We start from the raw sequence: 26,202 nt of genomic DNA, 5'->3' as shown, positions 1-26,202 counted from the left end.
AGGTATTCATCTTTGAGTAACGAAAATGTCTGACGACCTGCTTGCCGAATTTGTCTCGGCCATTCCGATGCCCGCGCTGATGGTCGATCAGACCGAGCGGATCATTGCCGCCAATATCGATGCCAGGACCCTGCTGGGGCAGAACATTGAAGGCAGGCATTTCGCCACAATCCTCAGGCAGCCTCAGGTCATCGAAGCGATGGAGCAAAGCCTGCGCACAAAGGGCCCGTCCGAGACCCGGCATTTGTCAAACGACGGCGCGCAGGACACGACCTTCGACGTTCAGTTTCGGTACATGGACGGGGTCGGGGCGGTGTCAGGCGGTGCGTCGCTGGCGATCTTTCAGGATGTCACGCATCTTGAGCAGGCCAGCCAGATGCGCCGCGATTTTGTAGCCAATGTCAGCCATGAACTGCGCACACCGCTGACCGCGCTGATGGGGTTCATCGAAACCCTGCGCGGCCCGGCACGCGATGATGTCGCCGCGCAAGAGCGCTTTCTGGGGATCATGGCCGAGGAGGCCAACCGGATGAACCGGCTGGTGGGCGATCTTCTGTCCCTCAGCCGGGTGGAAAGCAAGGAACGCGTCCGCCCCAAAGAACAACTTGAACTGACGGGTCTTCTGCAATCGACCCTGAATTCACTGAAACCCCTGGCCGAGGATGCGGGGGTGGCCTTGTCGCTCAGCGCGCATGAGGGGCCGGTTTCAATAACCGGTGACAGCGATCAGTTGCGGCAGGTGTTCACCAATCTGGTCGAAAACGCGATCAAGTACGGCGGCGGCGGGGGCAGCGTCGCAATGAACGTTATGTACTCGGAACGGGACACCGCCATGCGCGGTCCGGCCGTGCGGGTTCAGATCATCGACAAAGGTCCGGGAATCGATCCCGTGCATCTGCCGCGACTCACCGAGCGATTCTATCGCGCCGACAGCCACCGTTCACGTGAACTGGGCGGAACCGGGCTTGGGCTGGCCATCGTCAAGCATATCGTCAATAGGCACCGCGGGCGTCTGCGTGTTGAGAGCGAGTTGGGCGAAGGTTCGGTTTTTACAGTCATTTTGCCCCTGTGAATGCGGCTATCTTTTCTGGCGCCTCCAGTTCGAAGAATGGTGACCGTCAGTTGACGACAGGAAAACGAAAGTAAATTCGGTCTTGTCATAAAAGCGTTACACACTTGTCACAAAAGGCTTACGCACGACCCCTAGGGGTTCGCCCAGGATCATCATGGGGGTGATCAGAATGTACCTTTTTCAGGGAGACTGAAATGTCCTTTGTAAAACTGTCGGCTTCGGCACTTGCCATCGCTGCCGTATCGGCCACCACAGCTGCTGCTCGTGACAACGTTCAGGTTGCAGGCTCGTCGACTGTGCTGCCATACGCTTCGATCGTCGCAGAACTGTTTGGTGAAAACACCGACTTCCCGACACCGGTTGTAGAATCGGGTGGCTCGTCCGCTGGTCTGAAGCGTTTCTGCGAAGGCGTTGGCGAAAACACCATCGACGTTGCAAACGCGTCGCGCGCGATCCGCGAAAAAGAGATCAAAGCCTGTGCCGAAAACGGCGTGACCGACATCATGGAAGTCCGCATCGGTTATGACGGCATCGTCTTTGCAAGCCAGCAGTCGGGCCCTGCCTTCACTGCGTTCCAGCCTGCTGACATCTACAACGCCATCGGCGCAAAAGTCATGAAAGACGGCGCGCTGGTCGACAACAGCTTCAACAACTGGGCCGAGTTCAACGGCGACCTGCCGGACGTTGAAATCGCCATGTTCATCCCGGGCACCAAGCACGGTACCCGTGAAGTGTTCGAAGACAAGGTTCTGCTGGCCGGTTGTGAATCCACCGGCGCAATGGAAGCCATGATCGCTGGCGGCATGAGCGAAGATGACGCCGAAGACGCATGCCTGGACGTGCGCGCAGACGGCAAGTCGGTCGACATTGACGGTGACTACACCGAAACGCTGGCCCGTATCGACACCAACCCGAACGGCATCGGCGTGTTTGGTCTGGCGTTCTACGAGAACAACACCGACAAGCTGAAAGTGGCCACCATGGGCGGCGTTGCACCGTCGACCGAGACCATCGCGTCGGGTGAATACCCCGTGTCGCGCCCGCTGTTCTTCTACGTCAAGAAAGCACATATCGGCGTGATCCCCGGCCTGAAAGAATACGCTCAGTTCTTCACTGCTGACGAAATCGCAGGCGGTTCCGGCCCTCTGGCCAACTACGGCCTGGTTGCTGATCCTGAACTGGCCAAAACTCAGGACGCCATTGCCAACGAAGAGACAATGGGCTCGGGCAGCTAAGCCTTACGCCGGTCTGACGTTTTTGGGGGCGGCCACGGGTGTCGCCCCCAAGCATCTTTTCCAAATCCAAACCAGGACACGTGGGGGTGTCATGCCGATAATTTGGCTTTTCCTGATCGTCATCGCGATCTCTGCTGTCGGATATGTGCTGGGACGCGCGCGCGCTTTGCAAAGCGCCGGAGGCGACAGCCGCGATCTGCATTCACTGCCTGTCTTTTATGGTGCAAACGTCGCCTTGAAGACCCTTGTCCCTGCCTTGGGTTTGTTGATTGTGTGGTTGCTGGTGCAGCCGCTCTTCGTGAATTCCCGGATATCAGCGATGATCCCCGAAACAGCGGTGGCGGAAGGGTCATCCCTTAGCCTTGTCATGGCCGAGGTGCGCCGGACGGCCAGTGGGCTGGACAACGCCGTCGCTCAAGATCTGCTGAGCGCGAGTGCGGCAGGCGATCCAAATGCCGATATCGCCGAGGTGACCCAATTGCTGAAAGACGCAGGGCAGGTCGTGACCTCGGACATCACTCAACCCGTGCTGCACGCGGCGCAGAGCTACCGGGTCATGAACGCGACCGGGTATGCATTCATGTCAGCGGTTATTCTGCTGGTCGCTTTGATCGGCGCGGCGTTCAGCTGGTGGCAGACCCATTCGGAATACCGCGCCCGCAACGTGGTCGAGCAGGGCGTGCGCGTCCTGTTGCTGGCAGCGGCATCGGTTGCGGTCCTGACCACGGTGGGCATCGTGTTGTCGCTGGTCTTCAACACGTGGGAGTTCTTCAAGCTTTACCCCGCGACCGACTTCTTTTTCGGAACGACCTGGGCCCCCAGCTTTTCTGGCCGGGGTGGCTCGTCCGCGCTGGGGATCATCCCGTTGCTGTGGGGGACGTTCTATATCTCTTTGGTCGCCCTTCTGGTGGCCGTTCCTATCGGCCTGTTGGCCGCAATTTACCTGAGCGAGTATGCCTCGCCGCGGGTGCGCTCTGTCGCCAAACCGCTGCTCGAGGTTCTGGCCGGTATTCCGACCATCGTATACGGCCTGTTCGCCCTGCTGACCGTCGGCCCGCTGCTGCTGGGCGTGTTCGGCGATGACGGGCTGGGCTGGATGAAGGCAGGCACAGCTGTGATGACCGCCGGTCTGGTGATGGGCATCATGCTGATCCCGTTCGTATCCTCGCTGTCCGATGACATCATCAACGCGGTCCCGCAGGCCATGCGCGACGGGTCCTACGGGCTGGGCGCCACGCAGTCCGAGACCATTCGTCAGGTTGTCCTGCCGGCGGCCTTGCCGGGCATTGTCGGTGCGATCCTTCTGGCGGCGTCCCGCGCCATCGGGGAAACCATGATCGTGGTTTTGGGGGCAGGGGCTGCGGCCCGGCTCAGCCTGAACCCGTTCGAAGCCATGACGACCGTTACCGCGAAAATCGTCAGCCAGTTGACCGGCGACGCCGATTTCGCCTCGCCCGAGGCGCTGGTCGCCTTCGCGCTTGGCATGACGCTGTTCGTCGTCACGCTGGGTCTGAACATCTTTGCCCTCTACATCGTGCGTAAGTACCGGGAGCAGTACGAATGACCGACGCAAGCCTGCAAACCCCCGAGTCGGGTCGCCGCTCGGTATCGCTGACCGCCTCAGACGAACGCACGCGCAAACGTGCCAATGCGGAAAAGCGGTTCCGGGCCTATGGCATCACTGCAATCGCAACCGGCCTGTTCTTTCTGGTGGTCCTGTTCGCATCGATCCTGTCGCAGGGCATCCCGGCCTTCACCCGCACGGTCGTGAGTGTTGAGTTCACGCTGACGGAACCGCAGCGCGAAGAAGCCGAAGGGACATTGTTCAAAACGAAAGCCTATTCGGACTTGTTCATTGCCGAATTGAACAAAGAACTGGCCGAAAGCGGCCTGAACGTCGATTTTGACGATGCCGCGATTGAACGGCTGCTGGGCAAGGTCGGCGGCACGATCCGCGAGTTCTACAGCGCAAACCCGGACAAGCTGGGTGAACCTGTGGAGTTTGACCTCGCAGCTTCCAGCCGGGTTGACGGATATTACAAGGGCAGGGTGTCACGAGACACCATTCAGGACAGCCGTTTCCTGCAGAAGAGCGACCTTGATCTGGTGGATGCGCTGAAAGAGGCAGGTATCATCAAACAGGTGTTCAACTGGCCGTTCATCACTGGCGCGGATTCGGGCGTGGACAACCCCGGCGGCGCGGGGATTGGCGCCTCGGTCATCGGGTCGTTCTTCATGATGCTGGTGGTCCTTGGCCTGTCGCTGCCGATCGGTGTCGCCGCTTCGATCTATCTTGAGGAATTCGCGCCGCAGAACCGGTTCACCGACCTGATCGAGGTGAATATCTCGAACCTCGCCGCAGTGCCCTCCATCGTGTTCGGTATCCTTGGTCTGGCCGTGTTCATCCAGTTCATGCACCTGCCGCAATCGGCACCGCTGGTTGGCGGGCTGGTGCTGACGCTGATGACGCTGCCGACGATCATCATCTCGACCCGCGCATCGCTCAAGGCGGTTCCGCCGTCGATCCGGGATGCGGCGCTTGGGGTAGGGGCCTCGAAAATGCAGGCGGTGTTCCACCACGTTCTGCCGCTGGCCGCGCCCGGTATCCTGACCGGCACAATCATCGGTCTGGCACAAGCGCTGGGGGAAACCGCTCCGCTGTTGCTGATCGGCATGGTCGGCTTTGTCGCGCGCGGATACCCGGACGGGTTTCTGGCCGGTTTCACCGAGCCGAACTCGGCCATGCCCGCCCAGATTTACACATGGGCCGCACGGGCGGATGTGGGCTTTTACGAAAAAGCCTGGGGCGGGATCATCATCCTTCTGGTATTCCTGCTGACCATGAACATCATCGCAATCATCCTGCGCCGCCGCTTTGAACGCCGCTGGTAAAGAGGGGCACGAAAATGAACGACATGTCACGAGTGGAGAGAGACGTGGACACCAAGGAAATCAAGCTGGAGTGCCGTGACTGCCAAGTTTACTACGGTGACACCCACGCCATCAAAGACGTCAACGTCGACATCGAAGACAAAACCGTGACGGCCTTCATCGGCCCGTCGGGCTGCGGCAAGTCTACCTTTTTGCGCTGCCTGAACCGGATGAACGACACCATTGACGTGGCCCGGGTTCAGGGCTCGTTCAAACTGGACGGCGAAGATATCTACGACAAGCGCGTCGATCCGGTGCAGTTGCGCGCCAAGGTGGGTATGGTGTTCCAGAAACCGAACCCGTTCCCCAAGTCGATCTATGACAACGTGGCCTACGGTCCGCGCATCCACGGTCTTGCCAAGAACAAGGCGGAACTGGATGAGATCGTTGAAAAATCCTTGCGCCGCGGTGCGATCTGGGATGAGGTCAAGGATCGTCTGGATGCGCCGGGCACCGGTCTGTCGGGTGGCCAACAGCAGCGCCTGTGTATCGCCCGCGCCGTAGCGACCGAGCCCGAGGTTCTGCTGATGGACGAACCTTGCTCGGCGCTGGACCCGATTGCGACGGCGCAGGTTGAAGAATTGATTGATGACCTTCGCAAGCGGTATTCGGTTGTCATCGTGACACACTCGATGCAGCAGGCGGCGCGTGTCAGTCAGAAAACCGCGTTCTTCCATCTGGGCAATCTGGTCGAGTTCGGGGAAACCGGTCAGATCTTCACCAACCCGGTAGACCCGCGCACCGAAAGCTACATTACAGGCCGTATCGGCTGAGCACAGGTATTCAGACATGACCGACACAAGCGAACAGCATATTGCATCCGCCTTCGACCGCGATCTCGAAACTATTCAGGCGCATATCATGAAAATGGGCGGGCTTGTCGAAGCCTCGATCACGGAGGCGGCGCGCTCGCTGGAATCCCGTGACGAAGAGCTCGCACAGGAAGTCCGCAGGAAGGACAAGGCGATTGACGCGCTGGAAGAGTTGATCAACGAGGAAACCGCACGCCTGATCGCGCTCCGTGCGCCCACGGCGGGCGATCTGCGCCTGGTTCTTTCGGTCATGAAAGTGGCGGCCAATCTGGAACGGATCGGTGATTATTCTAAGAATATCGCCAAGCGCACCGCTGTTTTGATCAATGCGGGCGAAATCAACGGCAGCGCCGCCGCTTTGCGCCGAATGGCCCGCGAAGTCGAGGTAATGCTGCGCGACGCGCTCGATGCCTATATCCAACGTGACGCCGAACTGGCCGCCGACGTGATCGAACGCGATCTGGAAGTCGATCAGATGTATAACGGTCTGTTCCGCGAGTTCCTGACCTTCATGGCCGAAGATCCGCGCAATATTTCGGCCTGCATGCACCTGCATTTCATCGCCAAGAACATCGAACGCATGGGCGATCACGTGACCGCAATTGCCGAGCAGGTGGTCTATCTGGTCACCGGCGAGCGTCCGACCGAGGCCAGACCCAAAGCCGATAACACGTCGCAAACTGTCTAGGAGACGCAGACCATGTCCGCAGATCAGCCGACTGTCTTGGTTGTCGAGGATGAGCACGCGCAGCGCGAGGTGTTGGCCTATAACCTGGAAGCTGAAGGCTTCCGTGTGTCCAAAGCCGCCAACGGCGACGAAGCGCTGCTGCTGGTGGACGAAGACAGCCCGGACATCATCGTGCTTGACTGGATGATGCCCAACCTCAGTGGCATCGAAGTGTGTCGCCGGCTGAAAACCCGCCCGGACACGCGGTCGATCCCGATCATCATGCTGTCCGCGCGGTCGGAAGAGGTCGACAAGGTGCGGGGGCTTGAGACCGGCGCTGACGATTATGTGGTCAAACCGTATTCGGTCATCGAACTGATGGCGCGCGTCCGCACTCAATTGCGCCGCGTTCGCCCGGCGACAGTCGGGCTGCGGCTGGAGTTTGCCGATATCGTTCTGGATTCCGAGACCCACAAGGTCAGCCGCGACAGCAAACCGCTGAAACTCGGACCCACGGAATTTCGGCTGCTGAGTACCTTCATGGAAAAGCCGGGGCGCGTCTGGAGCCGTGAGCAACTGCTGGACCGCGTCTGGGGCCGCGACATCTATGTGGATACGCGAACCGTGGATGTCCATATCGGTCGGCTGCGCAAAGCGCTGACGCAACATGGCGGCGAGGATCCGGTGCGCACGGTACGCGGCGCAGGCTACGCGCTGGGGTGAGAACTGCGGGCAGGGGTTGAAATCACGTGGTTTGTGTTTGTTGGCAGTTGGATAGAGGGTAAATTGCAACCCAGTTTAGAATGTGCCCTTAGGCGGTCCAATAATCGTATAATGAGAATTATGTTAAAATAATAACTCTGTAATCCCGCATCCAACACCGTACCATGCCCCAAAAAGCCTGTTGTCGGAAGAAAAAATGGAATTGCATGGAAAGACCGTTGTCGTCACCGGCGCTGCCCGAGGAATCGGAAAAGGCCTTGCGCAGGGGTTTGCGCGCGAAGGTGGCGTGGTGGTTTGCTCCGATATTGAAGACGACGGTGCCCGGCTAACCGCCAAGGCCATCGGCGGACACGCCATTCGCTGTGATGTGTCGTCCGAGGCCGACATCTTAGCTTTGATCGATCAGGTCGAAGAACGCATCGCCCCGATTGATCTGTTCTGCGCAAATGCCGGAATCCTGACCTTGGGCGGTCTGGAAGTTCCCGACGACGACTGGGCTCGTATCTGGAACATCAACGTTATGTCCCACATTTGGACCGCGCGGCATCTGGTGCCCCGGATGGTCGCGCGCGGCGGTGGGTATCTTCTGACGACGGCCTCGGCGGCCGGATTGTTGAACCAGCCCGGTGCGGCACCGTATGCCGTGACCAAACATGCCGCCGTTGGATTGGCTGAGTGGCTGGCTTTGACATATGGCCCTCAGGGCCTGCGCGTTTCGGTTCTGTGCCCGCAAGCTGTGCGGTCCGAAATGACGCGCGGGCATGAGAATTCGGTGGCGGCAATCGACGGGATGCTGGAGCCTGAGGACGTCGCGGAAGCTTGCGTTGAGGCCATCCGCGCCGAGCAATTTCTGGTGCTGCCGCACCCGGAGGTTCTGAACTACATGAGGCTGAAAACCGGGGATTATGACCGCTGGATCGCAGGAATGCAGAAACTAAATCAGCAGTTTACAGGAAAAACCTAAGACCGCTTCTGAGCCCGTCGCATCAATCCTTCCTGAGCGACCGACGCAACCAGATCACCGTTTTCCGAATAGATCGACCCTCGGTTAAAGTTCCGTCCCTGCCCCGCCCATGGCGAATCCATCGCGTATAGATGCCACTGGTCGAATTGCACGGGTGAATGAAACCACATGGCGTGGTCGAGACTGACGCCGTTCACCTCGCCCGTATACCAGCTTAGCCCATGAGGGCGCATGCCCGAACTCATCAGACTCATGTCAGAGGCATAGGCCAGAAGCAGATGTTGCGTTTTGGCATCTGCCGAGGCCGCTGCACCCATGCGGAACCAGATCTGGTTCCGATCATCGGAGACCGCGGGATGGTAAAGGTCCAGATGATCGACCTCTCGCACCTCTATCGGGCGCTCACGCATCAATTCCTCGCGCATTTGCTCGGGAACCCGTTCCAGGTAGCGGTTCCGCAACTCGGTTATGGACGGATAGGTTTCCGGCGGGTTCAGGTCGGGCATCGGATGCTGATGGGACCATCCTTCGTCCTGAATATGGAACGAGGCCGACATGTTCAGGATCTGCTTGCCGTGCTGGATCGCGACCACGCGCCGTGTGGTGAAAGAACCTCCATCCCGCGCTCTATCCACCTGATAAACAACAGGAATACTCGGGTCTCCGGGCCGAATGAAATAGGCGTGCAGCGAATGGCACAGCCGGTCATCCACCGTTCTGTAGGCCGCGGCCAGCGCCTGTGCGATTACGTGACCGCCGAAAATCCGCATCGGTGTTTCACCGCCGGAACCGGTGCCGCGAAACAGGTCGACCTCCAGCCGTTCGACGTTCAAAAGATCAAGCAGAATGCGCTCGGCTTCGGTCATGGTTCGGTCTCCGATGGGGTTTTCAAACGGGTAACTGCCTTTGTCGGATCATTCAACCAATGCAGCCTGAACCAGCGCCTTTAGCTCGGCCCGCGACGGGTATGAGCTTGAGGGTGACAACTGGGTGAAAAACACCGCCGTCAGATCGTTTTCCCAGTCGATCCAGAAAAAGGTCGAGGCCATGCCACCCCAGCTGAAATCCCCGACCGAGCCGGGGACCCGAGCCCTGCCCGGGTCCAGCAGCACCGAGCCGCCGATGCCAAAGCCCACACCCTCCATCGGCTGTTCAGCAAAACTGCTTGGTCCCATGGAGGCAATGTCGCCCGGCAAGTGGTTGCGCATCATGAAGTCCACGATCTTCGGGCCAAGCAGCCGATGACCGTTGCCCATGCCCCGGTTCCGCAGCATTTCCGCAAATTTGGTAAAATCGCCGATCGTGCTGATCAATCCCCCGCCACCGGAGAATGTCGTGGTGCGTTCAAAGGGTGAATCGCCGGGTTGATCCACCAGACGCAGGGTTTCCGAGCCCAGATTGGCGGAACTCAACGCCATCGCGTCGCCGGACAGCGGGGTGTAGAGCGACGCAAACTGGTCCCCTGCCCCGTTTGGCACCCGGAAGGCAGTGTCGTGCATCCCCAGCGGGTCAAAGATGTGTTCGCGGAAATACTGATCCAGCGTCTGGCCCGAGGTGAGCTCGATGACGTAGCCCAGAACGTCCATGCTGACCGAGTATTCCCAGCGGCGGCCCGGCTGAAAGGCCAGCGGTAGCTTCGCTAGGTCGCGTACTCTGTCGCCCAGAAGCCCTTGATCCGGCTTGAATAACAGGTCCTGTTCATCCATCGCGGCCGGCAGAATGCCGGGGTTGAACGGATAGCTGAGGCCACTGGTATGGGTCAGCATCTGGTGCAGGGTTGGCGGGGTTGCATCCTCGGTCTGGTCCAGCGTTTCGGCACCGGGGATCAGCGCATGCACGCCTTTGAATTCAGGGATGAAGTCCGAGACCGGAGCGTCCAGCGTAAAAAGCCCGCGCTCGACCAGCATCATCAGGGCCACGGCGGTTACGGGTTTGGTCATCGAGTAGATGCGCGCCAATGTATCCCGCTCGAACGGCAGATCGTTTTCAATGCCGCGCTGACCGCGAGCGTGAAAAAACACCTCGGACCCGTGTTGTTTCAGCAAAAAGGAACTGCCTGCGTATTTGCGCTGCTCGACATAGCGCTCCATCCACGGGCGGATGCGATCCAGCCGCGCCGGATCGAGTTTTACGTCATTGCCCGACATTTACTGCCCCTGTCCCGATCTTAGTCGCTTGCCCACGCGATCTGACCGCATTTGCAGATATTTCTCAAGAAAATCATTGTTATCGCTGAAACTGTCTTCGGACTGTTAGACTGCCTGTGGTACAGATTCGCAGTTTTCCAGTTCCCAAACATAACCTGACACCCGGCGCGGAGGAACAACATGGCGCAAAGCATAGATTTTGTTTACGATTTTTGCAGCCCCAATGCGTTTCTTGCGTATAAGGCGCTGCCCGATTTGGCCGCGCGGCACAAGGTCGAAATCAACTACGTTCCGGTCCTTCTGCCCATCGTTTTCAAAGCGACCCACAACCAAAACCCGTTCGAGGCGTTTTCAGAAAACCGCAAAAAGACCTCGTACCTGACGCATGATCTGCACCGGTTTGCCCGGCGGCGCGGGATCAGCTTTCACATGAGTCCTCATTTTCCGATGAACACGAAATTCGCAATGCGGGGTGCGTTGTTTGCAATGGGGAAATCATGGGAAACCAATTATATAGACGCGATCTTTGATGCGATCTGGGTGCATGGTCAGAAGGTCGAGGAAATTGGCGTGTTGACAGATATCCTGCACGAGCACGGCCTTCCGGTTCGCAAAATACGCGAGGCTATTGCCAGCGCGGACACCAAACCGAAATTGAAAGAGCAATCCAAAGCCGCCGTTAAACGCGGTGTGTTTGGCGTGCCCAGCATGTTCCTGGGGTCCGAGATGTTCTTTGGCAAAAACAGCCTGGCAAATCTGGAACTTGAACTGTCCACCCCGGCTAAGGCGTGATCATCAACTGCTCAACGCAGCCAGACCGTGCCGGGCAAACACCGGAACATAGGCCCCAAAGGCCTGCGCCCGTTTCGGGTCGGATGCGTTTCCGTCCAATGCCCGTTTGTAGACGCCCTGCAGAATCCCGGCCATGCGGAAGAAGTTGAAGGCCAGATAGAAGCCGAAATTATCGATCCCGGACAGGCCGCGCCGCTGGCAATACTGGGCGACAAAGGCCTGATCGCAGGGCAGCCCCAGAGCGTTGCGATCAATTCCGGCAAGGCCCCGCCCCTCTTTCCCCGGCGGTAGCTGCCACTGCATGATGACGGCGGCCAGATCGGCGTAGGGGTGGCCGATGGTGGACAATTCCCAATCCAGCACGCCGATGCAATTGGTTCCGTCCGGGGCGAACATCAGGTTGTCGATCCGATAATCTCCGTGAACCAGAGTTCTCTGCCCGTCATCAGCGGGGATCGAGCTTTCCAGCGCAGAGATCAGCGCATCCATATCCTCGATCACTGAGGTTTCCGACGCACGATACTGTTTGGTCCAGCGCGAGATCTGGCGTTCGAAATAGTTGCCCGTCGGGCCGTAATCTGCCAGCCCGACCGCGTCGATATCCACCATATGCAACGCGGCCAGAACCCGGTTCATCTCGTCAAAGACGGCAGTTCGGGTCTCATTGCTTTCGCCTTGCATGGTCGGTTCCAGAAAAACCCGGCCCTCCAGACGTTCCATCACGTAAAAGGCCGAACCGATGACGGTTTCGTCCTCGCACAGGACCAGCATCTCGGGCACCGGCACGGGGCTGCCCGCCAACGCGCGCTGTACCCGGAATTCCCGCTCGACCGCGTGGGCTGATTTCAGCAGAACGCCCGGCGGCTTGCGGCGCAGGACGTAGGATTTATCGGGCGTGCGAAGTTCGAAGGTCGGATTGGACTGGCCGATTGCGAATTTGGTGGCCTGCAAAGGGCCCTTGTAGCCGTCCAGATGGGCGCTCAGATAGGCATCGACTGCGGTTAGGTCCAAGGCGGGGGTGTCGCTCATCACGGCGCTCATAAAGCTTCGGCAAAGATATTGCCCGCCGTCACGACATTGATGCCACCGGAAACCGGTATCACCGCGCCGGTCACGTAACTGCCGCCGCGGCCGCACAGGAACAGCATGCACCCGGCGATGTCCTCATCCCGGCCAACGCGTCCCAACGGAACCGACTTTCCGACCTTGGCGCGCGTGCCTTCGTCTTCCGTGGCAAACGCCGTCATGCGCGAAACAAACGGGCCGGGTGCCAGCGCGTTGACGGTGACGTGATACGGGGAAAGCTCTTTCGCCATGATCTTGGTCAGATGCAGTACAGCGGCTTTCGAGGCCGAATAGCTGTAGGCCCCGTCCCCCATCGGCACCTCGCCCATGACCGAGCCGACATTGACCACGCGGGCCGGGTCATCCTCGGTCGCCGAGGCCATCAAAAGGGGAAGCAGCCGCTGTGTCAGCTCAAAAATGCCCGCGACGTTGACGGACATGACCTTATCCCACGCGTCATACGGAAACTGACCGATCGGCGCGCCCCATGAGACACCGGCGTTATTCATAAGAATATCAAGGCGGTCCGTGCGCGTGTTGATTTCCAAGGCCAGCGCCTCGATACCCGCCTCGCTGCTCAAATCCCCGGCAAATCCCTCGGCATTGCCGGGGGCATCCATCGCATTCAACTCGGCGGCAACGGCGGCGCAGGCATCCCCCTTGCGCGACGCGATCAGAACGCGCGCACCAGCCATAACCAGCGCTTCTGCCGCCATGCGTCCGATTCCCGTGGCCCCGCCGGTGACCAAAGCGGTCTTGCCGTGCAGCGAAAACAGCGTTTCTGGCGTCATTGTCTGCTCCTCTGTTGGGTTCGACGCGGCGGCGGGTCCCTGTGTTGACTCAGCGCGATCTTGCCCCGAAATTTCCCTTTCAGGGAATAACAGGGGCAACAGGATCAACATGCAAGCATTACTCAGCGTCGCACCGGGCGGGCCCGAGACACTGGAACTCACCACCCTGCCTGATCCACAGCCGGGCAAAGGGGAGTTGTTGGTCGGCGTCAAGGCAGCGGGCGTGAACTTTCCGGATACCCTGATCATTCAGGACCTGTATCAGATGAAACCACCCCGCCCCTTTGCGCCGGGTGGCGAGATTGCGGGCCAGGTTCTGGCAATCGGCGAAGGTGTCACCGGCTTTGCGGTCGGCGACAGGGTCCTTGCCCTGACCGCTTTTGGCGGGTTCGCCACGCATCTGAACTTCAAAGCGGCGTCAGCGATCAAGGTGCCCGAAACCATGCCCTATGACGATGCCGCGTGTTTCATTTTCACCTACGGCACGTCCTACCACGCCCTGAAGGACCGGGCCGCGATCCAACCGGGTGAGACCCTGCTGATTCTGGGCGCTGCGGGCGGGGTTGGAAGCGCTGCCATCGAACTGGGCAAAGCGATGGGCGCAAGGGTGATTGCGGCGGTGTCATCCGCGGAAAAGGCGGAATTCTGCCGCCAGATCGGAGCGGATGAGACCATTGTTTATTCCAAGGAAATGACCAAGGACGCCCAAAAAGCTTTTTCCAAGGAAATCAAGACGCTGGCCAAAGGGGATGGCGTTGATGTCGTGTATGATGCGGTGGGCGGTGCGTATGCTGAACCGGCGTTGCGCAGCATGGCTTGGAAAGGGCGCTATCTGGTGGTCGGCTTTCCGGCTGGGATTCCGAGCATCCCACTCAATCTCGCGCTGTTGAAAGGCTGCCAGATCGTGGGTGTTTTCTGGGGCGCGTCAGTGTTCCGTGATCCCAAGGGCCATGCGGAAAACATCAGCGAATTGTTTGACTTATACGGAACGGGCCGTATCAGACCGCGCATCAGCGAGCGGTTCCCCCTTAGCCGCGCAGCCGAGGCTTTGGCGCTTTTGTCCGGGCGGTCCGTTCTCGGCAAAGTTGTGGTGACCATTGACGAGGGCTGAATGGGTCAGCCCCGCGCGTATCCCGGCCTCTCCGGGGGGTGTTGCGAACTCGCCTCATAAGGGCAAACCCCGGTGGACATCCCCAACCGTTCGTGTCAGGAATTCCACATGGGGACAATGGAATAATGCATAAAATACTGGTTTTGAACGGTCCGAACCTCAATCTGTTGGGTACGCGACAGCCCGAGGTTTACGGCAGTACCACCTTGCAGATGGTCGAGGATTTATGCACCAGCCACGGCGCGTCCGTCGGGCTGGAGGTTTCGCATTTCCAGTCCAATCACGAAGGGGCGCTGATCGATGCGATCCACGGCGCACGTGGTGTGCAGGACGGGCTGGTTCTGAACGCCGGGGCATACACCCACACCTCCATCGCGCTGATGGATGCGATTGCCTCGGTCGCGCTTCCGATGGTTGAAGTTCATTTGTCCAACATCCACGCGCGGGAGGCGTTTCGGCACAAATCCTACATCGCCTCGGTCGCGTTGGGTCAGATTTGCGGCTTCGGCGCGCAAAGTTACGTTTTGGCGCTCGATGCGCTGGCGGCGCATTTGGGAACGGAGAGTGCGGGATGAACCTGTCCGAGTATCTCAATTTTCTAAGCTACACAAAGACTCTGGAAGAGCTTTGGGATGCGCATTGCCGCCAGATGGCGCAATACGGGTTTGACCGTTTGCTTTATGGCTATACGCAATACCGCACCGAAACCTCGCTTGGCGACCCCGAGGATTTCGTGATCCTGACCAACCATTGTCAGGAATATCTGGACGGGTTTCTGCGGTCGGGCCTGTATTTCAACGCGCCGATGTTGAAATGGGCGCTGCAGAATGAAGGTGCTGCAAGCTGGCGCCTGATCAACGAGGCAATGTCCAGCGGAACCATGACTGCCGAGGAACGGCGAGTCTATGAGTTCAACCGGGCAAAGGGCGCGACCGTGGGCTTCACGATCAGCTTCACCTCGGTGTCGATGCGGTCCAAGGGTGCGATCTCGATGGCACATTACGGCGACATGACGCAGGACCAGCTGGATGCGGTCTGGGACGAGCATGGCGACGACATCCTGTTGATGAACAACATGGCGCACCTGAAAATCCTGACCCTGCCCTACAACGCGCCGAACCGTGCCCTGACGAAGCGTCAGCGCGAGGCGTTGCAATGGGTGGGTGACGGCAAGACCACGCAGGACATTGCGCTGCTGATGGGGCTAACCTCGGCGACCGTGGAAAAGCACCTGAGGCTGGCGCGCGAGGCTTTGTCGGTCGAAACCACCGCGCAGGCCGTGTTGAAGGCGTCCTTGCAGAATCAAATGTTCGTGATGGAGGCTTAGCCTCTTCTAGCGTCATATGACCTTACTTTACCTAGGGTAAGGAAATCATGACTTTTCGTTCTGACAGCAAAGTTGCAGACTGTTAATGTTCCGTGAGTGGTGGCTTTAGCCAGGGAACATTTGGTCGGATCTTTGCAATACCAAAGCTCTCCGGTCGGTCTGGCACAGGGGCGTCTATTCGTCCGCGTACCTTTGTCGGAATTTTTGAGGGGCCTCGACCATCCCCATCATGCGGGGCCCCTCATTCACCAACCTGAGGATTTGCGGGCGCTTCGGCGTCTTTTTTTGTGCCCAAACAAAAAAATCGGCCACGCAATGCGTGACCGATCTTTGCGTATTCCCGGACCCTGTTCCCAAGGTCCGGGGAAATCACTTAGCCCTGTGCGGCCTTGGCAACTTCGGCGGCGAAGTCTTCTTTTTCGACCACGATGCCTTCGCCAACTTCCAGACGGATGAAGCCGGTGATGGTTGCACCTGCTTCCTTGGCCGCTGCTTCAACGGTCAGGTCAGGGTTTACAACGAACTGCTGGTTCAGCAGGGTCGATTCCGCGACGAATTTCTTCATACGGCCGACGATCATCTTCTCGATCACCTGCTCCGGCTTACCGGATTCGCGGGCGATGTCCATCTGAACCTGCTTTTCCTTCTCGACAACCGCCGGGTCCATGTCGGCCTCGGACAGAGCCGCCGGGTTCACAGCCGCGATGTGCATCGCAACCTGCTTGCCAATGGCTTCGTCACCGCCCGATAGAGCAACCAGAACGCCAATTTTGCCCATGCCGTTGGTGGCCGCGTTGTGGACGTAGGATACAACAGTGTCGCCCGACAGTTTCGCCATGCGGCGCACCGACATGTTCTCGCCAATGGTGGCGATCTTGTCGGTCAGGGTGTCAGCAACGTTCTTTCCGCCCAGATCGGCCGCCAGCAGAGCCTCGACACTGTCGACGCCTTCGGCTGCGTATGCGATCTTGCCGACCATTTCCTGGAACTCGGCGTTTTTCGCAACGAAGTCGGTTTCTGAGTTCACTTCGACAGCAACACCGTTGCCGCCGTTGACGTGAACAGCAACCAGACCTTCGGCTGCGGTACGGCCCGATTTCTTGGCCGCTTTGGCCAGACCTTTGGTGCGCAGCCAGTCAACGGCCTCGTCCATGTTGCCGCCGGTTTCGGTCAGCGCTTTTTTTGCGTCCATCATGCCTGCGCCGGTCTGGTCGCGCAGTTCTTTCACCATTGCTGCTGTGATTGCCATCTCTTGGCTCTCCTCAATTCAAACGGATTTGGGGCAGGTCATACCCTGCCCCATATGTCATTTACGTGACGGGCAGCTTACGCTTCGGCAGGTGTTTCTGCTTCGGCGGGGGCTTCTTCTGCAACGGCTTCTTCAACCGGAGCTTCTTCGAACGCACCCAGGTCAACGCCGGCTGCACCCATCTGAGCGGTCATACCGTCCAGAGCGGCACGTGCGGCCAGGTCGCAATACAGAGCGATTGCGCGCGCTGCGTCGTCGTTGCCGGGGATGATGTAGTCAACGCCGTCGGGCGAACAGTTGGTATCGACAACAGCCACAACCGGGATACCCAGCTTGTTGGCTTCGGCAATGGCCAGTGCTTCCTTCTTGACGTCGATGACGAACAGCAGATCCGGAACGCCGCCCATCTCGCGGATACCGCCCAGCGAAGCCTGCAGCTTGGCCTGGTCACGCTCCATGCCCAGACGCTCTTTCTTGGTCAGGCCTTCGGCGCCCGATTCCATCGCTTCGTCGATCTGGTTCAGACGGTTGATCGACTGGGAAACGGTTTTCCAGTTGGTCAGGGTGCCGCCCAGCCAGCGATGGTTCATGTAGTACTGAGCCGATTTTTCGGCGGCTTCAGCGATCGGGCCAGCAGCCTGACGCTTGGTACCAACGAACAGAACGCGGCCGCCTTTTGCGACGGTGTCACGAACGGCCTGCAGAGCCTGGTCCAGCATCGGAACGGTCTGGGTCAGGTCCATGATGTGGATGCCATTGCGCGAGCCGTAGATGAACGGGCCCATGCGGGGATTCCAACGCTGTGTCTGGTGACCAAAGTGAACGCCAGCTTCCAGCAGCTGACGCATGGTGAACTCGGGAAGAGCCATGCTTTACTTTCCTTTTCCGGTTTACGCCTCGGCGGGGGTGAAAGAAGCGGATGCTCCAACCGGCGGGCCAGATAAGGATGTCTCCCCTACAAAGCCCAAACCCCGCCTGCGGGTTTGAATGGCGCGCGTATACGGTAGCTGAGTTCACCCGACAAGTGAAAAATCACCTGAAAAGTGAATTTCCAGTCGGATTACTCTAGCCGTGCCAGCGCATGCGCGTGACGCACGGCCTCTTCGCAATGCGCGGCCAGCGCCTTGCGGTTTGCGAAATCGCTGACCTTGGCGGGGCTGTGATAGATCAACTCGACCGAGCCCTGCCTGCGCGCACCCAGAGACTTGAGCAGATGCGGCGCGAAATCCATATCTCCCCACCAGCCATAGAACCGGTCCGGTTCCCCTTTCGGCGCGTGATAGATGACCGAGACGGGCTGCACATACATGAAGTCTCGCAGTTCCTCGGTGAAGAATGCCGCGAAAAGCGTTGTTTTAAATGGTAAAATGCGCAGTCCGTCGGTCGATGTGCCTTCGGGGAAAAACAGCAGCTTGTGCCCCGCGGTCAGACGCTCCTGAAACAGAAGTGTCTGCTCTCGCGCCTTTTTCGGGTTCCGTTCGATGAAAACGGTGCCGGTCGCGCGCGCCAGCCAGCCGATGCCGGGCCATTTGGCAACCTCGACCTTGGACACGAAAAACACCCGTTTACGGGAATTCAGTGCGAAGATGTCCAGCCACGAGGAATGGTTCGCCACCACCGCGCCGCGCTCGTTCATCAATTCGCCTGACGTGCGGAACCCCATCCCGAGAATCCGGAATGCGTTGCGGCAGACAAACTGGGCGACGTAAGGCGTGATCGGGCGGCGCACCCCGTAAATCGGACGCTCGATCAGGCGCAGGGCCAGAAGGATGAACAGCCCGCCGAACACCAAAATCGCCAATGGCAGACCCCGGAGTAAGACCAGCAGCCAGCCGACAAGGCCCAGCTCAATCGGGTCGGGTGCGTCATCGCTGTGCCACGAGGCGTCACTCACAGATCTATGCTCCGCCATAAATACGCCGCTGCCGGTCATTAATGCGCGCCGTATCGAGGATCAGGCAGACATCGGTGGTGTTGAACGCGTGGTCGATAAAGGCTCCCTCGCCCACGAAACCGCCCAGTCGCAGATAGGCTTTGATCAGCGCTGGCACCTGCACCATCGCCGCGCGCCGGTCCAGCGCATCGGGCGCGACCAGATCCATCGACTGAAAGACCTCGGGCTGTGCCCGAACCCTCAGATCCGGCGGCGCGAGGTGATTGTGGTGCAGCATCGAAAGCGGCTGCGCCAGAGCCTGCACATCGATGCCGTGAAAGCTGGCGACGCCGAACAGAACCTCGATCTCCCGTTCGGTCACATAGGCGGCCAGACCGTTCCAAAGATGGTACATTGCCGTGCCGCCGCGATAGTCGGGATGCAGGCAGGACCGGCCAAGTTCCAGCAGCTTTCGCCGGCTTTCTTTCAGCACGGACAGATCGTATTCGTCTTCGGAATAAAACTGCCCCAGTTCTGCGGCACGTTCGCCCGGCAACAGCCTGTAAACGCCCACAACTTCGCCAGTCGCGTCGTCAATCGCAAGCATGTGGTCAAAGAACGGATCGAACCGGTCGCGTTCCAGCCCCGCTTCATGATCAACCATCTCACCCCCGCCGCCCAGTTCGCGCACGAACACGTCATAGCGCAGGCGCTGTGCGGCAAGCAGGTCGTCCTCGGTTTCGGCAAGGCGGATGGTAAATGAAGGGCCAGCGTCAGGCATATCAGTCCTTTAAGTCACACGCGGCTGATATCGCACATATTCGGCCAAAGGCAACAGGATGACCTCTGGTGATCTCAGTTAACCTTTCCTAAACCAGTTTCACGGATCAAAGACCGGCATCAGGGCGATGCGCGTTCCGTCGATCACCACTTTCCCCTGCTCACGGAAATTCACGGTGATCTTGCCTGCGATGTTGGACTGAACCTGTCCGACACCCCAATCGGGGAAATCCGGGTGGCGGACAAACATGCCCGGTGCAAGAATGGCATTCAGGTCTGTCATGCGGGGCTCCGGTCCGGTGGCAGGTACGCTCAGGAGGTATGCATGGGCACATCAGACGTCAACCTGGCCGAGTTGATCGGCTCTCGGATCTGCCACGATCTGATCAGCCCGATCGGGGCGATCACCAACGGGTTGGAGTTGCTGGACATGGTCGGTGCCGTTCAGGGCCCCGAGATGGAGTTAATCTCGGGCAGCGTCGGCAGCGCAGGCGCACGGATACGGTTTTTCCGCGTGGCATTCGGGTCGGCCAGCGATCAGCCATTGGGCCGGGCCGATGTGGCCGAATTGCTCAGGGACGTCGCGCAGTCAGGTCGCGTTCGGGTCAACTGGAACCTGACCGGGCCGGTGCCGCGCAATCAGGTGAAGCTGGCCTTTCTGGCGCTGATGTGCTGCGATAGCGCCATGCCCTTTGGGGGTGAGGTCGAGATTGCGTCACAGGGCGAGAACTGGCTTGTGACGGGCACCGCCGACAAGCTGAATATCGATCCGGACCTTTGGAAAAGCATCCCAACCGGGCGCTTTGCAAACAAGGTCACGCCCGCGCAGGTGCAATTTGCCCTTTTGCCCGAAACCGCCTCGGCCATGGGGCGGCGGGTTGCGGTCGAAACAGCCTCAACCCGCGTGGCTTTACGGTTCTAGGCGCGGGTCGTTCCGTTCCCGCGCACCAGGTATTTGAAGCTGGTCAGCTGAGCAGCCCCAACCGGCCCGCGCGCATGCATCTTGCCGGTGGCGATACCAATCTCGGCGCCCATGCCAAACTCTCCGCCATCGGCAAACTGGGTCGAGGCGTTGTGCATCAGGATGGCGCTGTCGAGCCGTTCAAAGAACCGGGCGGCGGCGGCGGCATCCTCGGTCATGATGCAATCGGTGTGGTTGGACCCGTGCTGCCGGATATGCGCGATGGCGGCGTCGATATCGGCAACGGGTTTAGCCGCGATGATGCTGTCGAGAAATTCTTTGCCCCAATCGTCAGCCGTTGCCGCGACCGTTCCATCCACAGCCACCGAACCCTCGGCATGCACTTCGACACCTGCAGCAAGCAACGCCGCAACGACATCGCGCCCAAGTGTTTCAGCCACGTCCTTATGGATCAGCAGGCACTCGGCTGCGCCGCAAATCCCCGTACGGCGGGTCTTGGCGTTCAGCACCACATCCAGCGTTTTCTGCGGGTCGGCGGCTTTGTCGATATAGATGTGAACGATGCCTTCGAGATGGGCAAAGACCGGCACTCGCGCCTCGCGCTGGACCAGACCAACCAATCCTTTGCCGCCGCGCGGGACGATCACATCGACGTAATCTGTCATCGTCAGCAGTTCCTGAACCGCCGCGCGGTCGCGGGTCGGGATCAACTGGATCGCATCCTCGGGCAGGTTCGCGGCTTTCAGGCCTTCGACCAGACAGGCGTGAATGGCGGTCGAGGAATGAAAACTCTCGGACCCGCCCCGCAGGATCACCGCATTGCCGGATTTCAGGCACAGGGCCCCGGCATCCGCTGTCACGTTCGGGCGGCTTTCATAGATCACGCCGATCACGCCCAAAGGCGTGCGAACTCGCTGGATGTTCAGGCCCGAGGCCATATCCCATTCGGTCAGAACCTCACCCACAGGATCGGCCTGATCGGCGACGGTGCGCAGCCCGTCAACCATGCCTTGCACACGGTCCTCGTTCAGCATCAGGCGATCCATCATGGCAGGGCTCAGACCCTTTTTGCGGCCAAACTCCAGATCCTTCTGGTTGGCTTCGATGATCTGAGCCCGGTTCTTCCAGACCGCCTCGGCCGCCGCAATCAGGGCGGCGTGTTTGCGTTCTGCCGAGGCAAAGGCTAGATCGGCCGAGGCCTGTTTGGCGCGCTGTCCAATATCGGCCATCAGGGCGGGGATGTTGTCGATATCCTTCATTTTACAAGCCTTTCAGGTCGGTACAGTCCAAATTTCAGGTTACAGGGCCAGATCATCCCGGTGTATCAGCGCGGCGCGACCGGGATAGCCCAGCGTCGCCTCAATCTCGGACGACTTGCGCCCTTTGATCGCGTCCGCCTCTTGCGCAGTATAGCGGCTTAGCCCTTGTGCCAGCCGGCGGGCGCTTAAGTCGACGACGGAAACGGGATCGCCGCGCCCGAAATCCCCGGTCACTTCGGTGATTCCGGCAGGCAACAGGCTTTTGCCATTGGCAAGGGCCCGTGCCGCGCCATCATCGACGGTAATCTCACCGCGCGGCTTCATGGCGGAAATCCAGCGCTTGCGGGCTGCGTGCGGGTCAAGCTTTGCCGTGAACCACGTACAGTTCGCGCCATTTTCAAGCATTTTCAGCGGGTTCAAGGGCGACCCTTCAGTAATCGCCATAGTGCATCCTGCAGCAGTTGCCATCTTGGCAGCCAGCAGCTTGGTTTTCATGCCGCCTTTGGACAGGCCCGACCCGGCATCGCCGGCCATCGCCTCAATCTCGGGCGTGATTTCGTCGATCACCTCATACCGCGTGGCGTTGGCATCCTCGTTGGGATTGCCGGAATAGAACCCGTCCACGTCTGACAGCAGAATGAGTTGATCCGCGCCGACCGTAACCGCGATCTGAGCAGCCAGACGGTCATTGTCGCCATAGCGAATCTCGTCCGTTGCGACGGTATCGTTCTCATTCACGATGGGCACAACGCCCAGACTCAGCAACGTCTCAAGCGTTGACCGCGAGTTCAGATAGCGGCGGCGATCCGCGCTGTCTTCGAGCGTTACCAGCACCTGAGCCGTCTTGATCTCGTGCGGGGTCAGCGCCTCTTCGTAGGCGCGGGCCAGACGGATTTGGCCCACGGCGGCGGCGGCCTGCGACTGTTCCAAGGGCAGGTTCGCCATTGGAAGGTCCAGAACCCCGCGCCCCAGCGCAATTGAACCGGACGAGACCAGAATGACATCCGTTCCCTGCCCCCTCAGCCAGGCTACGTCCTGCGCCAGAGAATGCAACCAATCCGACCGCAAAAAACCGGCGTCGCGGTCCACCAAAAGGGCGGACCCGATCTTGACAACCAGACGTTTCGCGGAGGTCAGGGTTGCCAAGACTGCGCCTCCTCGGTGGGCTTTTGCCTTAGACGGTTTTCGTCGATCTGAGCCCGCAGGGCGCGCAGTACCTCGGTCACGCCCAGATGAGCGACGCCGGACATGGTCATGACGGGGCCGCCGCTAGCCTGTTCCAGCTCAGCTTTGGCGAGGTCGCGCTCCTCGTCATCCAGCGCATCGACCTTGTTCAGCACCGTGATCCGGGGCTTTTCGGCCAACTCTCCGCCGTAAGCTTCAAGCTCGTGGATGATGGTGCGATAGTCTTCGGCCACCGTTTGGGATGTGCCATCGACCAGATGCAGCAGCACCGCGCAACGTTCGACATGGCCAAGGAACCGGTCGCCGATCCCGCGCCCTTCATGCGCGCCTTCGATCAGGCCGGGGATGTCGGCAACCACGAATTCCACGTTGTCAACGCCGACGACACCCAGATTGGGGTGCAGCGTTGTGAACGGATAGTCCGCGATCTTGGGGCGCGCATTCGAGGTGGCCGCCAGAAAGGTCGACTTACCCGCGTTCGGCATGCCCAGCAGGCCCACATCGGCGATCAGCTTTAACCGCAGCCAGATGGTGCGGTCGATCCCAGCCTGCCCCGGGTTGGCGCGCCGGGGGGCCTGATTGGTGGCCGATTTGAAATGCAGGTTGCCAAAGCCGCCATTGCCGCCCTTGGCCAGCAGAACCCGTTGCCCGACCTCGGTCAGGTCGCAGATGACGGTTTCTTCGTCCTCGTCCAGAATCTCGGTGCCCACGGGGACGCGCAGAACGATGTCGTCGCCATCCTTGCCGGTGCGCTGTTGGCCGCGGCCGGGTTGGCCGTTCTTGGCAAAGAAATGCTGCTGATAGCGAAAGTCGATCAGGGTGTTCAGCCCATCCACGACCTCGGCCCAGACAGACCCGCCTTTACCGCCGTCGCCACCATCCGGCCCGCCGTATTCGATATACTTTTCGCGCCGGAAGCTGACGCAGCCGCTACCTCCGGCCCCGGACCGGATGTAGACCTTTGCAAGATCGAGAAATTTCATGTGTGTCCCCTACTGCAAAGGCCCCATCGGCCACAAGTCAGAGTTTCTTGGTGTACGTCCAGGTGGGCACGTTCGCATCGCGCGCCACCGAATAGGTTTCGGCATCGCCAAGGTACTGGAACCCGCAATGGGTCAGCACCCGGGCCGAGGCCGGATTGTCCTGAAACACGCTGGCAAACATGTTGGCGTTCTCAAGCGGGTTTGACCTGACCAGAGTTTCAACCGCCAGCGACGCGATCCCGGTGTTCCAGTAAATCGGCGCGACCCAATAGCCGACCTCGGACTGGTTCCGGTCCAGTCGCTTGAGAGAGATCAGGCCAATCAGTTCCGGTCCGCCATCCTTGGTGGCATCCATGACCCAGACATCCTCGTCGCGGTCATCGGCCATCGAACGCGAAACAAAGGCCTCGACCGAGCCGGGCGGCAAAGGATGCGGGATCGAGGTGGTCATACGCGCCACGCGCTCATCGCCTGCATAATATTCGATGAGACCCATATCCGACCGGCGCAGCGGGCGCAGATCGAACCGCTCGGTTTCAATGACCGGCTGGTTTATTATCGTCTCAATTTTCATTGGTGTGTTCCTCCTCCGAACAACACAAAAGCTACGGATAAAACAGTCAAACTCGCTAATGTCCACATCAGATATTTTTCCGCAGGCCGTCCTTCAACCGCATGGGCGATTCTATCGCCTGCGAATGTCCAGATCGGGTGCAGAACCACCTGACAGATCAACAAACAAAGCGCGATCGTGAGCGTTGCATCAAAGCTGGACGTGCCAGCAGCCACAAAGCCCGTGAATCCCGCAATAATCATCGCCCACGCCTTTGGGTTCAGGGGGTGAACGATAAGACCCGCCAAGAATCCGGGGGCCTCGGCCACATCGCCACCGGACGACAGGCGCAGATTGGCAATCTTCCACGCCAGCCAGCAGACATAGGCTGCCGAGGCGTATTTCAGGGCAGAAAAGACCAAAGGGGCCTGTTCCGCCATCTGCATCAGACCGAACCCGACCGGCCAGATGATCAATTGCTTGCCCAGAACAACACCAGCCACAAACGGCAGCGCCGCCCGAAAGCCATAGCGCGCACCGGTTCCCAGCAGGACCATGTTGGCCGGTCCCGGCGTGCCGACCTGCGAGGCGGCAAAGATCAGGAAACTGGTGGTTGCGACTGTCATCGGTTTTTCAATCACGACTGCGTTAAAACGAGAAAGGGGACCGGCACTTTCTGCCGGTCCCCCATGAATTTTTTCTAAACCTTCTGGGTTTCGGCTTACTCTGCGGCCTCCGCCACTGGCAGGACCGAAATAAAGGTGCGGTTTTTGAGTCCCTTGTGGAACTTCACGGCGCCATCGACGGTTGCAAAGATGGTGTGATCCTTGCCCATGCCTACGCCTTCGCCCGGCCAGAACTTGGTGCCGCGCTGACGTACGATGATGTTGCCTGCGATGGCTGCCTGGCCACCATAGAGTTTCACGCCAAGGCGGCGACCCGCTGAGTCGCGACCGTTACGGGAGGAACCGCCAGCTTTCTTATGTGCCATTCTCTCTCTCCTTAGCCCTGAGCCAGCTCTTTGGCTTGCTCAACCCATTCGGGTTTCACTTTGATGGTGTCGATAGCAGCAATCTGCTCGTCCGACAAGGCGGCCAGAGCGGCAAAGCTCTCGATACCGGCCTCAACCAGCTTTTTGGCAGCGGCGGGGCCGACACCGTTCAGCTTGGTCAGATCGTCGGCGGCAGCAGCGGCGGGTGCCTCTGCTTTGGCTTCTGCTTTCTTGGCAGGCTTTGCAGCAGGTGCCGCTTCGCCAGCTGGAGCAGACCCGGTTGCAGCTTTGATGCCCGACTTGTCAGCGCCCGACGACAGGATGTCGGTGATCTTGACCAGGGTCAGCTTCTGACGGTGGCCAACGGTACGCTTCGAGCTGTGCTTACGACGGCGCTTGACGAACTTGATGACCTTGTCACCTTTGATCTGTTCGATCACTTCGGCCTGTACGCCTGCGCCTTCAACGAAAGGTGCGCCAACAACCGGAGCGTCGCCGCCCAGCATCAGAACATCGTTGAATTGAACTTTTTCACCTGCGTCGGCAGCCAGTTTTTCAACGCGGAGGATATCGCCCGCCTGAACCTTGTACTGCTTGCCGCCAGTCTTGAGGACCGCAAACATGCGTCTTTCCTTTTCATACCCGCGTTCTGTGGTCCCCTCTCTCGGGTGTTTCTGGCCTAAGCCACCTCGAACAGCGCGCCCTTTTCGGGCCGTGTGACTGACCCCCGGACCAATCCGAAAGGGTCAAATAATAACGAGACCCGGCGC

29 protein-coding genes are annotated in these 26,202 nt (G+C 59.5%); 13 read left to right on the top strand and 16 right to left on the bottom strand.

The genetic code is table 11. The annotated features are described in order from the left end of the window. Window positions 1-25: 25 nt before the first annotated feature. The 8 genes from ACR0EZ_RS03615 to ACR0EZ_RS03580 all read left to right on the top strand — a co-directional run bounded on the left by ACR0EZ_RS03615 (window position 26) and on the right by ACR0EZ_RS03580 (window position 8,404). The gene (locus ACR0EZ_RS03615; RefSeq protein WP_480610938.1) at window positions 26-1,072 is read left to right on the top strand and encodes an ATP-binding protein; all 1,047 of its coding nucleotides are present in this window, start codon (window positions 26-28) and stop codon (window positions 1,070-1,072) included. A gap of 194 nt (window positions 1,073-1,266) precedes the next feature. Then, the gene (locus ACR0EZ_RS03610; RefSeq protein ID WP_480610936.1) at window positions 1,267-2,307 is read left to right on the top strand and encodes a substrate-binding domain-containing protein; all 1,041 of its coding nucleotides are present in this window, start codon (window positions 1,267-1,269) and stop codon (window positions 2,305-2,307) included. Window positions 2,308-2,398: 91 nt separating this feature from the next. Next, window positions 2,399-3,871: a phosphate ABC transporter permease subunit PstC gene (gene pstC, locus ACR0EZ_RS03605; RefSeq protein ID WP_480610934.1), complete on the top strand. Its 1,473-nt coding sequence runs from the start codon at window positions 2,399-2,401 to the stop codon at window positions 3,869-3,871. Continuing rightward, window positions 3,868-5,199 carry a phosphate ABC transporter permease PstA gene (pstA, locus tag ACR0EZ_RS03600; RefSeq protein WP_480610932.1) on the top strand — a complete coding sequence of 444 codons (1,332 nt, stop codon included), beginning with the start codon at window positions 3,868-3,870 and terminating at the stop codon, window positions 5,197-5,199. The genes pstC and pstA overlap by 4 nt, the downstream gene beginning before the upstream one ends. Before the next feature lie 14 nt (window positions 5,200-5,213). Then, window positions 5,214-6,011: a phosphate ABC transporter ATP-binding protein PstB gene (pstB, locus tag ACR0EZ_RS03595; RefSeq protein WP_480610930.1), complete on the top strand. Its 798-nt coding sequence runs from the start codon at window positions 5,214-5,216 to the stop codon at window positions 6,009-6,011. A gap of 16 nt (window positions 6,012-6,027) precedes the next feature. Beyond that, window positions 6,028-6,738 carry a phosphate signaling complex protein PhoU gene (phoU, locus tag ACR0EZ_RS03590; protein WP_480610927.1) on the top strand — a complete coding sequence of 237 codons (711 nt, stop codon included), beginning with the start codon at window positions 6,028-6,030 and terminating at the stop codon, window positions 6,736-6,738. 12 nt (window positions 6,739-6,750) lie between these two features. Continuing rightward, window positions 6,751-7,440, top strand: coding sequence for a phosphate regulon transcriptional regulator PhoB (gene phoB / locus ACR0EZ_RS03585; RefSeq protein ID WP_480610925.1), 690 nt, complete (start codon window positions 6,751-6,753; stop codon window positions 7,438-7,440). A gap of 196 nt (window positions 7,441-7,636) precedes the next feature. After that, window positions 7,637-8,404 carry an SDR family oxidoreductase gene (locus ACR0EZ_RS03580; protein WP_480610922.1) on the top strand — a complete coding sequence of 256 codons (768 nt, stop codon included), beginning with the start codon at window positions 7,637-7,639 and terminating at the stop codon, window positions 8,402-8,404. On the opposite strand, the gene ACR0EZ_RS03575 is transcribed toward ACR0EZ_RS03580, so the two are convergent. Beyond that, window positions 8,401-9,270: an acyl-CoA thioesterase gene (locus ACR0EZ_RS03575; protein WP_480610919.1), complete on the bottom strand. Its 870-nt coding sequence runs from the start codon at window positions 9,268-9,270 to the stop codon at window positions 8,401-8,403. The two genes, ACR0EZ_RS03580 and ACR0EZ_RS03575, sit on opposite strands and share 4 nt — an antisense overlap. Window positions 9,271-9,318: 48 nt before the next feature. After that, window positions 9,319-10,551, bottom strand: coding sequence for a serine hydrolase domain-containing protein (locus ACR0EZ_RS03570; RefSeq protein WP_480610916.1), 1,233 nt, complete (start codon window positions 10,549-10,551; stop codon window positions 9,319-9,321). 180 nt (window positions 10,552-10,731) lie between these two features. Here ACR0EZ_RS03570 and ACR0EZ_RS03565 point away from each other — a divergent pair, with 180 nt between their 5' ends. Next, entirely contained in the window at window positions 10,732-11,343 is a 612-nt protein-coding gene (locus ACR0EZ_RS03565; protein ID WP_480610913.1) for a DsbA family protein, read from the top strand. A 3-nt stretch (window positions 11,344-11,346) separates the two neighbouring features. On the opposite strand, the gene ACR0EZ_RS03560 is transcribed toward ACR0EZ_RS03565, so the two are convergent. After that, a complete protein-coding gene (locus ACR0EZ_RS03560; RefSeq protein ID WP_480611151.1) occupies window positions 11,347-12,375 on the bottom strand; it encodes a phosphotransferase in 1,029 nt (342 codons plus the stop codon). Window positions 12,376-12,380: 5 nt separating this feature from the next. Next, the gene (locus ACR0EZ_RS03555; RefSeq protein WP_480610911.1) at window positions 12,381-13,199 is read right to left on the bottom strand and encodes an SDR family NAD(P)-dependent oxidoreductase; all 819 of its coding nucleotides are present in this window, start codon (window positions 13,197-13,199) and stop codon (window positions 12,381-12,383) included. A gap of 109 nt (window positions 13,200-13,308) precedes the next feature. Here ACR0EZ_RS03555 and ACR0EZ_RS03550 point away from each other — a divergent pair, with 109 nt between their 5' ends. The 3 genes from ACR0EZ_RS03550 (at window position 13,309) to ACR0EZ_RS03540 (ending at window position 15,637) form a co-directional block, all read left to right on the top strand. Further along, window positions 13,309-14,310: an NADPH:quinone oxidoreductase family protein gene (locus ACR0EZ_RS03550; RefSeq protein WP_480610908.1), complete on the top strand. Its 1,002-nt coding sequence runs from the start codon at window positions 13,309-13,311 to the stop codon at window positions 14,308-14,310. A 125-nt stretch (window positions 14,311-14,435) separates the two neighbouring features. Continuing rightward, window positions 14,436-14,885 carry a type II 3-dehydroquinate dehydratase gene (gene aroQ / locus ACR0EZ_RS03545; RefSeq protein WP_480610906.1) on the top strand — a complete coding sequence of 150 codons (450 nt, stop codon included), beginning with the start codon at window positions 14,436-14,438 and terminating at the stop codon, window positions 14,883-14,885. Beyond that, window positions 14,882-15,637 (top strand): autoinducer binding domain-containing protein, encoded by a 756-nt coding sequence (locus tag ACR0EZ_RS03540; protein WP_480610903.1) that lies wholly within the window; start codon window positions 14,882-14,884, stop codon window positions 15,635-15,637. The genes aroQ and ACR0EZ_RS03540 overlap by 4 nt, the downstream gene beginning before the upstream one ends. A gap of 373 nt (window positions 15,638-16,010) precedes the next feature. Here the strand turns inward: ACR0EZ_RS03540 and tsf are convergent, their stop codons facing one another. The 5 genes from tsf to ACR0EZ_RS03515 all read right to left on the bottom strand — a co-directional run bounded on the left by tsf (window position 16,011) and on the right by ACR0EZ_RS03515 (window position 19,822). Beyond that, window positions 16,011-16,886 (bottom strand): translation elongation factor Ts, encoded by an 876-nt coding sequence (tsf, locus tag ACR0EZ_RS03535; protein ID WP_480610900.1) that lies wholly within the window; start codon window positions 16,884-16,886, stop codon window positions 16,011-16,013. Window positions 16,887-16,963: 77 nt separating this feature from the next. Further along, window positions 16,964-17,755: a 30S ribosomal protein S2 gene (gene rpsB / locus ACR0EZ_RS03530; RefSeq protein ID WP_480610897.1), complete on the bottom strand. Its 792-nt coding sequence runs from the start codon at window positions 17,753-17,755 to the stop codon at window positions 16,964-16,966. A 191-nt stretch (window positions 17,756-17,946) separates the two neighbouring features. Beyond that, window positions 17,947-18,798 (bottom strand): lyso-ornithine lipid O-acyltransferase, encoded by an 852-nt coding sequence (gene olsA, locus ACR0EZ_RS03525; RefSeq protein ID WP_480610894.1) that lies wholly within the window; start codon window positions 18,796-18,798, stop codon window positions 17,947-17,949. Beyond that, the gene (gene olsB / locus ACR0EZ_RS03520; protein ID WP_480610891.1) at window positions 18,785-19,540 is read right to left on the bottom strand and encodes an L-ornithine N(alpha)-acyltransferase; all 756 of its coding nucleotides are present in this window, start codon (window positions 19,538-19,540) and stop codon (window positions 18,785-18,787) included. The genes olsA and olsB overlap by 14 nt, the downstream gene beginning before the upstream one ends. A 99-nt stretch (window positions 19,541-19,639) precedes the next feature. Beyond that, a complete protein-coding gene (locus ACR0EZ_RS03515) occupies window positions 19,640-19,822 on the bottom strand; it encodes a DUF3553 domain-containing protein (protein WP_170430504.1) in 183 nt (60 codons plus the stop codon). 42 nt (window positions 19,823-19,864) lie between these two features. Here ACR0EZ_RS03515 and ACR0EZ_RS03510 point away from each other — a divergent pair, with 42 nt between their 5' ends. Further along, on the top strand, window positions 19,865-20,461 hold the full coding sequence (locus tag ACR0EZ_RS03510; protein WP_480610888.1) for a histidine phosphotransferase family protein: 597 nt from the start codon (window positions 19,865-19,867) through the stop codon (window positions 20,459-20,461). Here the strand turns inward: ACR0EZ_RS03510 and ACR0EZ_RS03505 are convergent. The 7 genes from ACR0EZ_RS03505 to ACR0EZ_RS03475 all read right to left on the bottom strand — a co-directional run bounded on the left by ACR0EZ_RS03505 (window position 20,458) and on the right by ACR0EZ_RS03475 (window position 26,055). Continuing rightward, on the bottom strand, window positions 20,458-21,720 hold the full coding sequence (locus ACR0EZ_RS03505; RefSeq protein WP_480610885.1) for a glutamate-5-semialdehyde dehydrogenase: 1,263 nt from the start codon (window positions 21,718-21,720) through the stop codon (window positions 20,458-20,460). The two genes, ACR0EZ_RS03510 and ACR0EZ_RS03505, sit on opposite strands and share 4 nt — an antisense overlap. Window positions 21,721-21,759: 39 nt before the next feature. Beyond that, window positions 21,760-22,866: a glutamate 5-kinase gene (proB, locus tag ACR0EZ_RS03500; protein ID WP_480610882.1), complete on the bottom strand. Its 1,107-nt coding sequence runs from the start codon at window positions 22,864-22,866 to the stop codon at window positions 21,760-21,762. Further along, window positions 22,854-23,888 carry a GTPase ObgE gene (gene obgE / locus ACR0EZ_RS03495; RefSeq protein ID WP_480610880.1) on the bottom strand — a complete coding sequence of 345 codons (1,035 nt, stop codon included), beginning with the start codon at window positions 23,886-23,888 and terminating at the stop codon, window positions 22,854-22,856. Before obgE ends, proB begins: the two co-directional genes overlap by 13 nt. A 37-nt stretch (window positions 23,889-23,925) precedes the next feature. Then, the gene (locus ACR0EZ_RS03490) at window positions 23,926-24,462 is read right to left on the bottom strand and encodes a GNAT family N-acetyltransferase (protein ID WP_480610877.1); all 537 of its coding nucleotides are present in this window, start codon (window positions 24,460-24,462) and stop codon (window positions 23,926-23,928) included. Then, window positions 24,459-25,067 carry a LysE family translocator gene (locus ACR0EZ_RS03485; RefSeq protein WP_480610876.1) on the bottom strand — a complete coding sequence of 203 codons (609 nt, stop codon included), beginning with the start codon at window positions 25,065-25,067 and terminating at the stop codon, window positions 24,459-24,461. Before ACR0EZ_RS03485 ends, ACR0EZ_RS03490 begins: the two co-directional genes overlap by 4 nt. Before the next feature lie 95 nt (window positions 25,068-25,162). Then, entirely contained in the window at window positions 25,163-25,432 is a 270-nt protein-coding gene (rpmA, locus tag ACR0EZ_RS03480) for a 50S ribosomal protein L27 (RefSeq protein ID WP_010440093.1), read from the bottom strand. Between the two features lie 11 nt (window positions 25,433-25,443). Then, window positions 25,444-26,055, bottom strand: a complete 612-nt coding sequence (locus ACR0EZ_RS03475) for a 50S ribosomal protein L21 (protein ID WP_170539672.1) — start codon at window positions 26,053-26,055, stop codon at window positions 25,444-25,446. Window positions 26,056-26,202: the final 147 nt, after the last annotated feature.

The sequence above is a fragment of the Ruegeria sp. AK4 genome (assembly GCF_056541025.1).
This window is presented reverse-complemented; position numbering and strand designations above follow the sequence as displayed.

Coding starts and splice junctions, on each gene's coding strand:
- tsf (WP_480610900.1), bottom strand. CDS start 16,886: ATGGCAATCACAGCAGCAATGGTGAAAGAACTGCGCGACCAGACCGGC.
- ACR0EZ_RS03570 (WP_480610916.1), bottom strand. CDS start 10,551: ATGTCGGGCAATGACGTAAAACTCGATCCGGCGCGGCTGGATCGCATC.
- ACR0EZ_RS03615 (WP_480610938.1), top strand. CDS start 26: ATGTCTGACGACCTGCTTGCCGAATTTGTCTCGGCCATTCCGATGCCC.
- ACR0EZ_RS03485 (WP_480610876.1), bottom strand. CDS start 25,067: ATGACAGTCGCAACCACCAGTTTCCTGATCTTTGCCGCCTCGCAGGTC.
- ACR0EZ_RS03490 (WP_480610877.1), bottom strand. CDS start 24,462: ATGAAAATTGAGACGATAATAAACCAGCCGGTCATTGAAACCGAGCGG.
- pstA (WP_480610932.1), top strand. CDS start 3,868: ATGACCGACGCAAGCCTGCAAACCCCCGAGTCGGGTCGCCGCTCGGTA.
- rpmA (WP_010440093.1), bottom strand. CDS start 25,432: ATGGCACATAAGAAAGCTGGCGGTTCCTCCCGTAACGGTCGCGACTCA.
- ACR0EZ_RS03510 (WP_480610888.1), top strand. CDS start 19,865: ATGGGCACATCAGACGTCAACCTGGCCGAGTTGATCGGCTCTCGGATC.
- olsA (WP_480610894.1), bottom strand. CDS start 18,798: ATGGCGGAGCATAGATCTGTGAGTGACGCCTCGTGGCACAGCGATGAC.
- ACR0EZ_RS03610 (WP_480610936.1), top strand. CDS start 1,267: ATGTCCTTTGTAAAACTGTCGGCTTCGGCACTTGCCATCGCTGCCGTA.
- ACR0EZ_RS03580 (WP_480610922.1), top strand. CDS start 7,637: ATGGAATTGCATGGAAAGACCGTTGTCGTCACCGGCGCTGCCCGAGGA.
- ACR0EZ_RS03550 (WP_480610908.1), top strand. CDS start 13,309: ATGCAAGCATTACTCAGCGTCGCACCGGGCGGGCCCGAGACACTGGAA.
- phoU (WP_480610927.1), top strand. CDS start 6,028: ATGACCGACACAAGCGAACAGCATATTGCATCCGCCTTCGACCGCGAT.
- ACR0EZ_RS03565 (WP_480610913.1), top strand. CDS start 10,732: ATGGCGCAAAGCATAGATTTTGTTTACGATTTTTGCAGCCCCAATGCG.
- obgE (WP_480610880.1), bottom strand. CDS start 23,888: ATGAAATTTCTCGATCTTGCAAAGGTCTACATCCGGTCCGGGGCCGGA.
- ACR0EZ_RS03515 (WP_170430504.1), bottom strand. CDS start 19,822: ATGACAGACCTGAATGCCATTCTTGCACCGGGCATGTTTGTCCGCCAC.
- ACR0EZ_RS03505 (WP_480610885.1), bottom strand. CDS start 21,720: ATGAAGGATATCGACAACATCCCCGCCCTGATGGCCGATATTGGACAG.
- phoB (WP_480610925.1), top strand. CDS start 6,751: ATGTCCGCAGATCAGCCGACTGTCTTGGTTGTCGAGGATGAGCACGCG.
- ACR0EZ_RS03475 (WP_170539672.1), bottom strand. CDS start 26,055: ATGTTTGCGGTCCTCAAGACTGGCGGCAAGCAGTACAAGGTTCAGGCG.
- ACR0EZ_RS03540 (WP_480610903.1), top strand. CDS start 14,882: ATGAACCTGTCCGAGTATCTCAATTTTCTAAGCTACACAAAGACTCTG.
- pstC (WP_480610934.1), top strand. CDS start 2,399: ATGCCGATAATTTGGCTTTTCCTGATCGTCATCGCGATCTCTGCTGTC.
- aroQ (WP_480610906.1), top strand. CDS start 14,436: ATGCATAAAATACTGGTTTTGAACGGTCCGAACCTCAATCTGTTGGGT.
- olsB (WP_480610891.1), bottom strand. CDS start 19,540: ATGCCTGACGCTGGCCCTTCATTTACCATCCGCCTTGCCGAAACCGAG.
- rpsB (WP_480610897.1), bottom strand. CDS start 17,755: ATGGCTCTTCCCGAGTTCACCATGCGTCAGCTGCTGGAAGCTGGCGTT.
- pstB (WP_480610930.1), top strand. CDS start 5,214: ATGAACGACATGTCACGAGTGGAGAGAGACGTGGACACCAAGGAAATC.
- ACR0EZ_RS03555 (WP_480610911.1), bottom strand. CDS start 13,199: ATGACGCCAGAAACGCTGTTTTCGCTGCACGGCAAGACCGCTTTGGTC.
- ACR0EZ_RS03575 (WP_480610919.1), bottom strand. CDS start 9,270: ATGACCGAAGCCGAGCGCATTCTGCTTGATCTTTTGAACGTCGAACGG.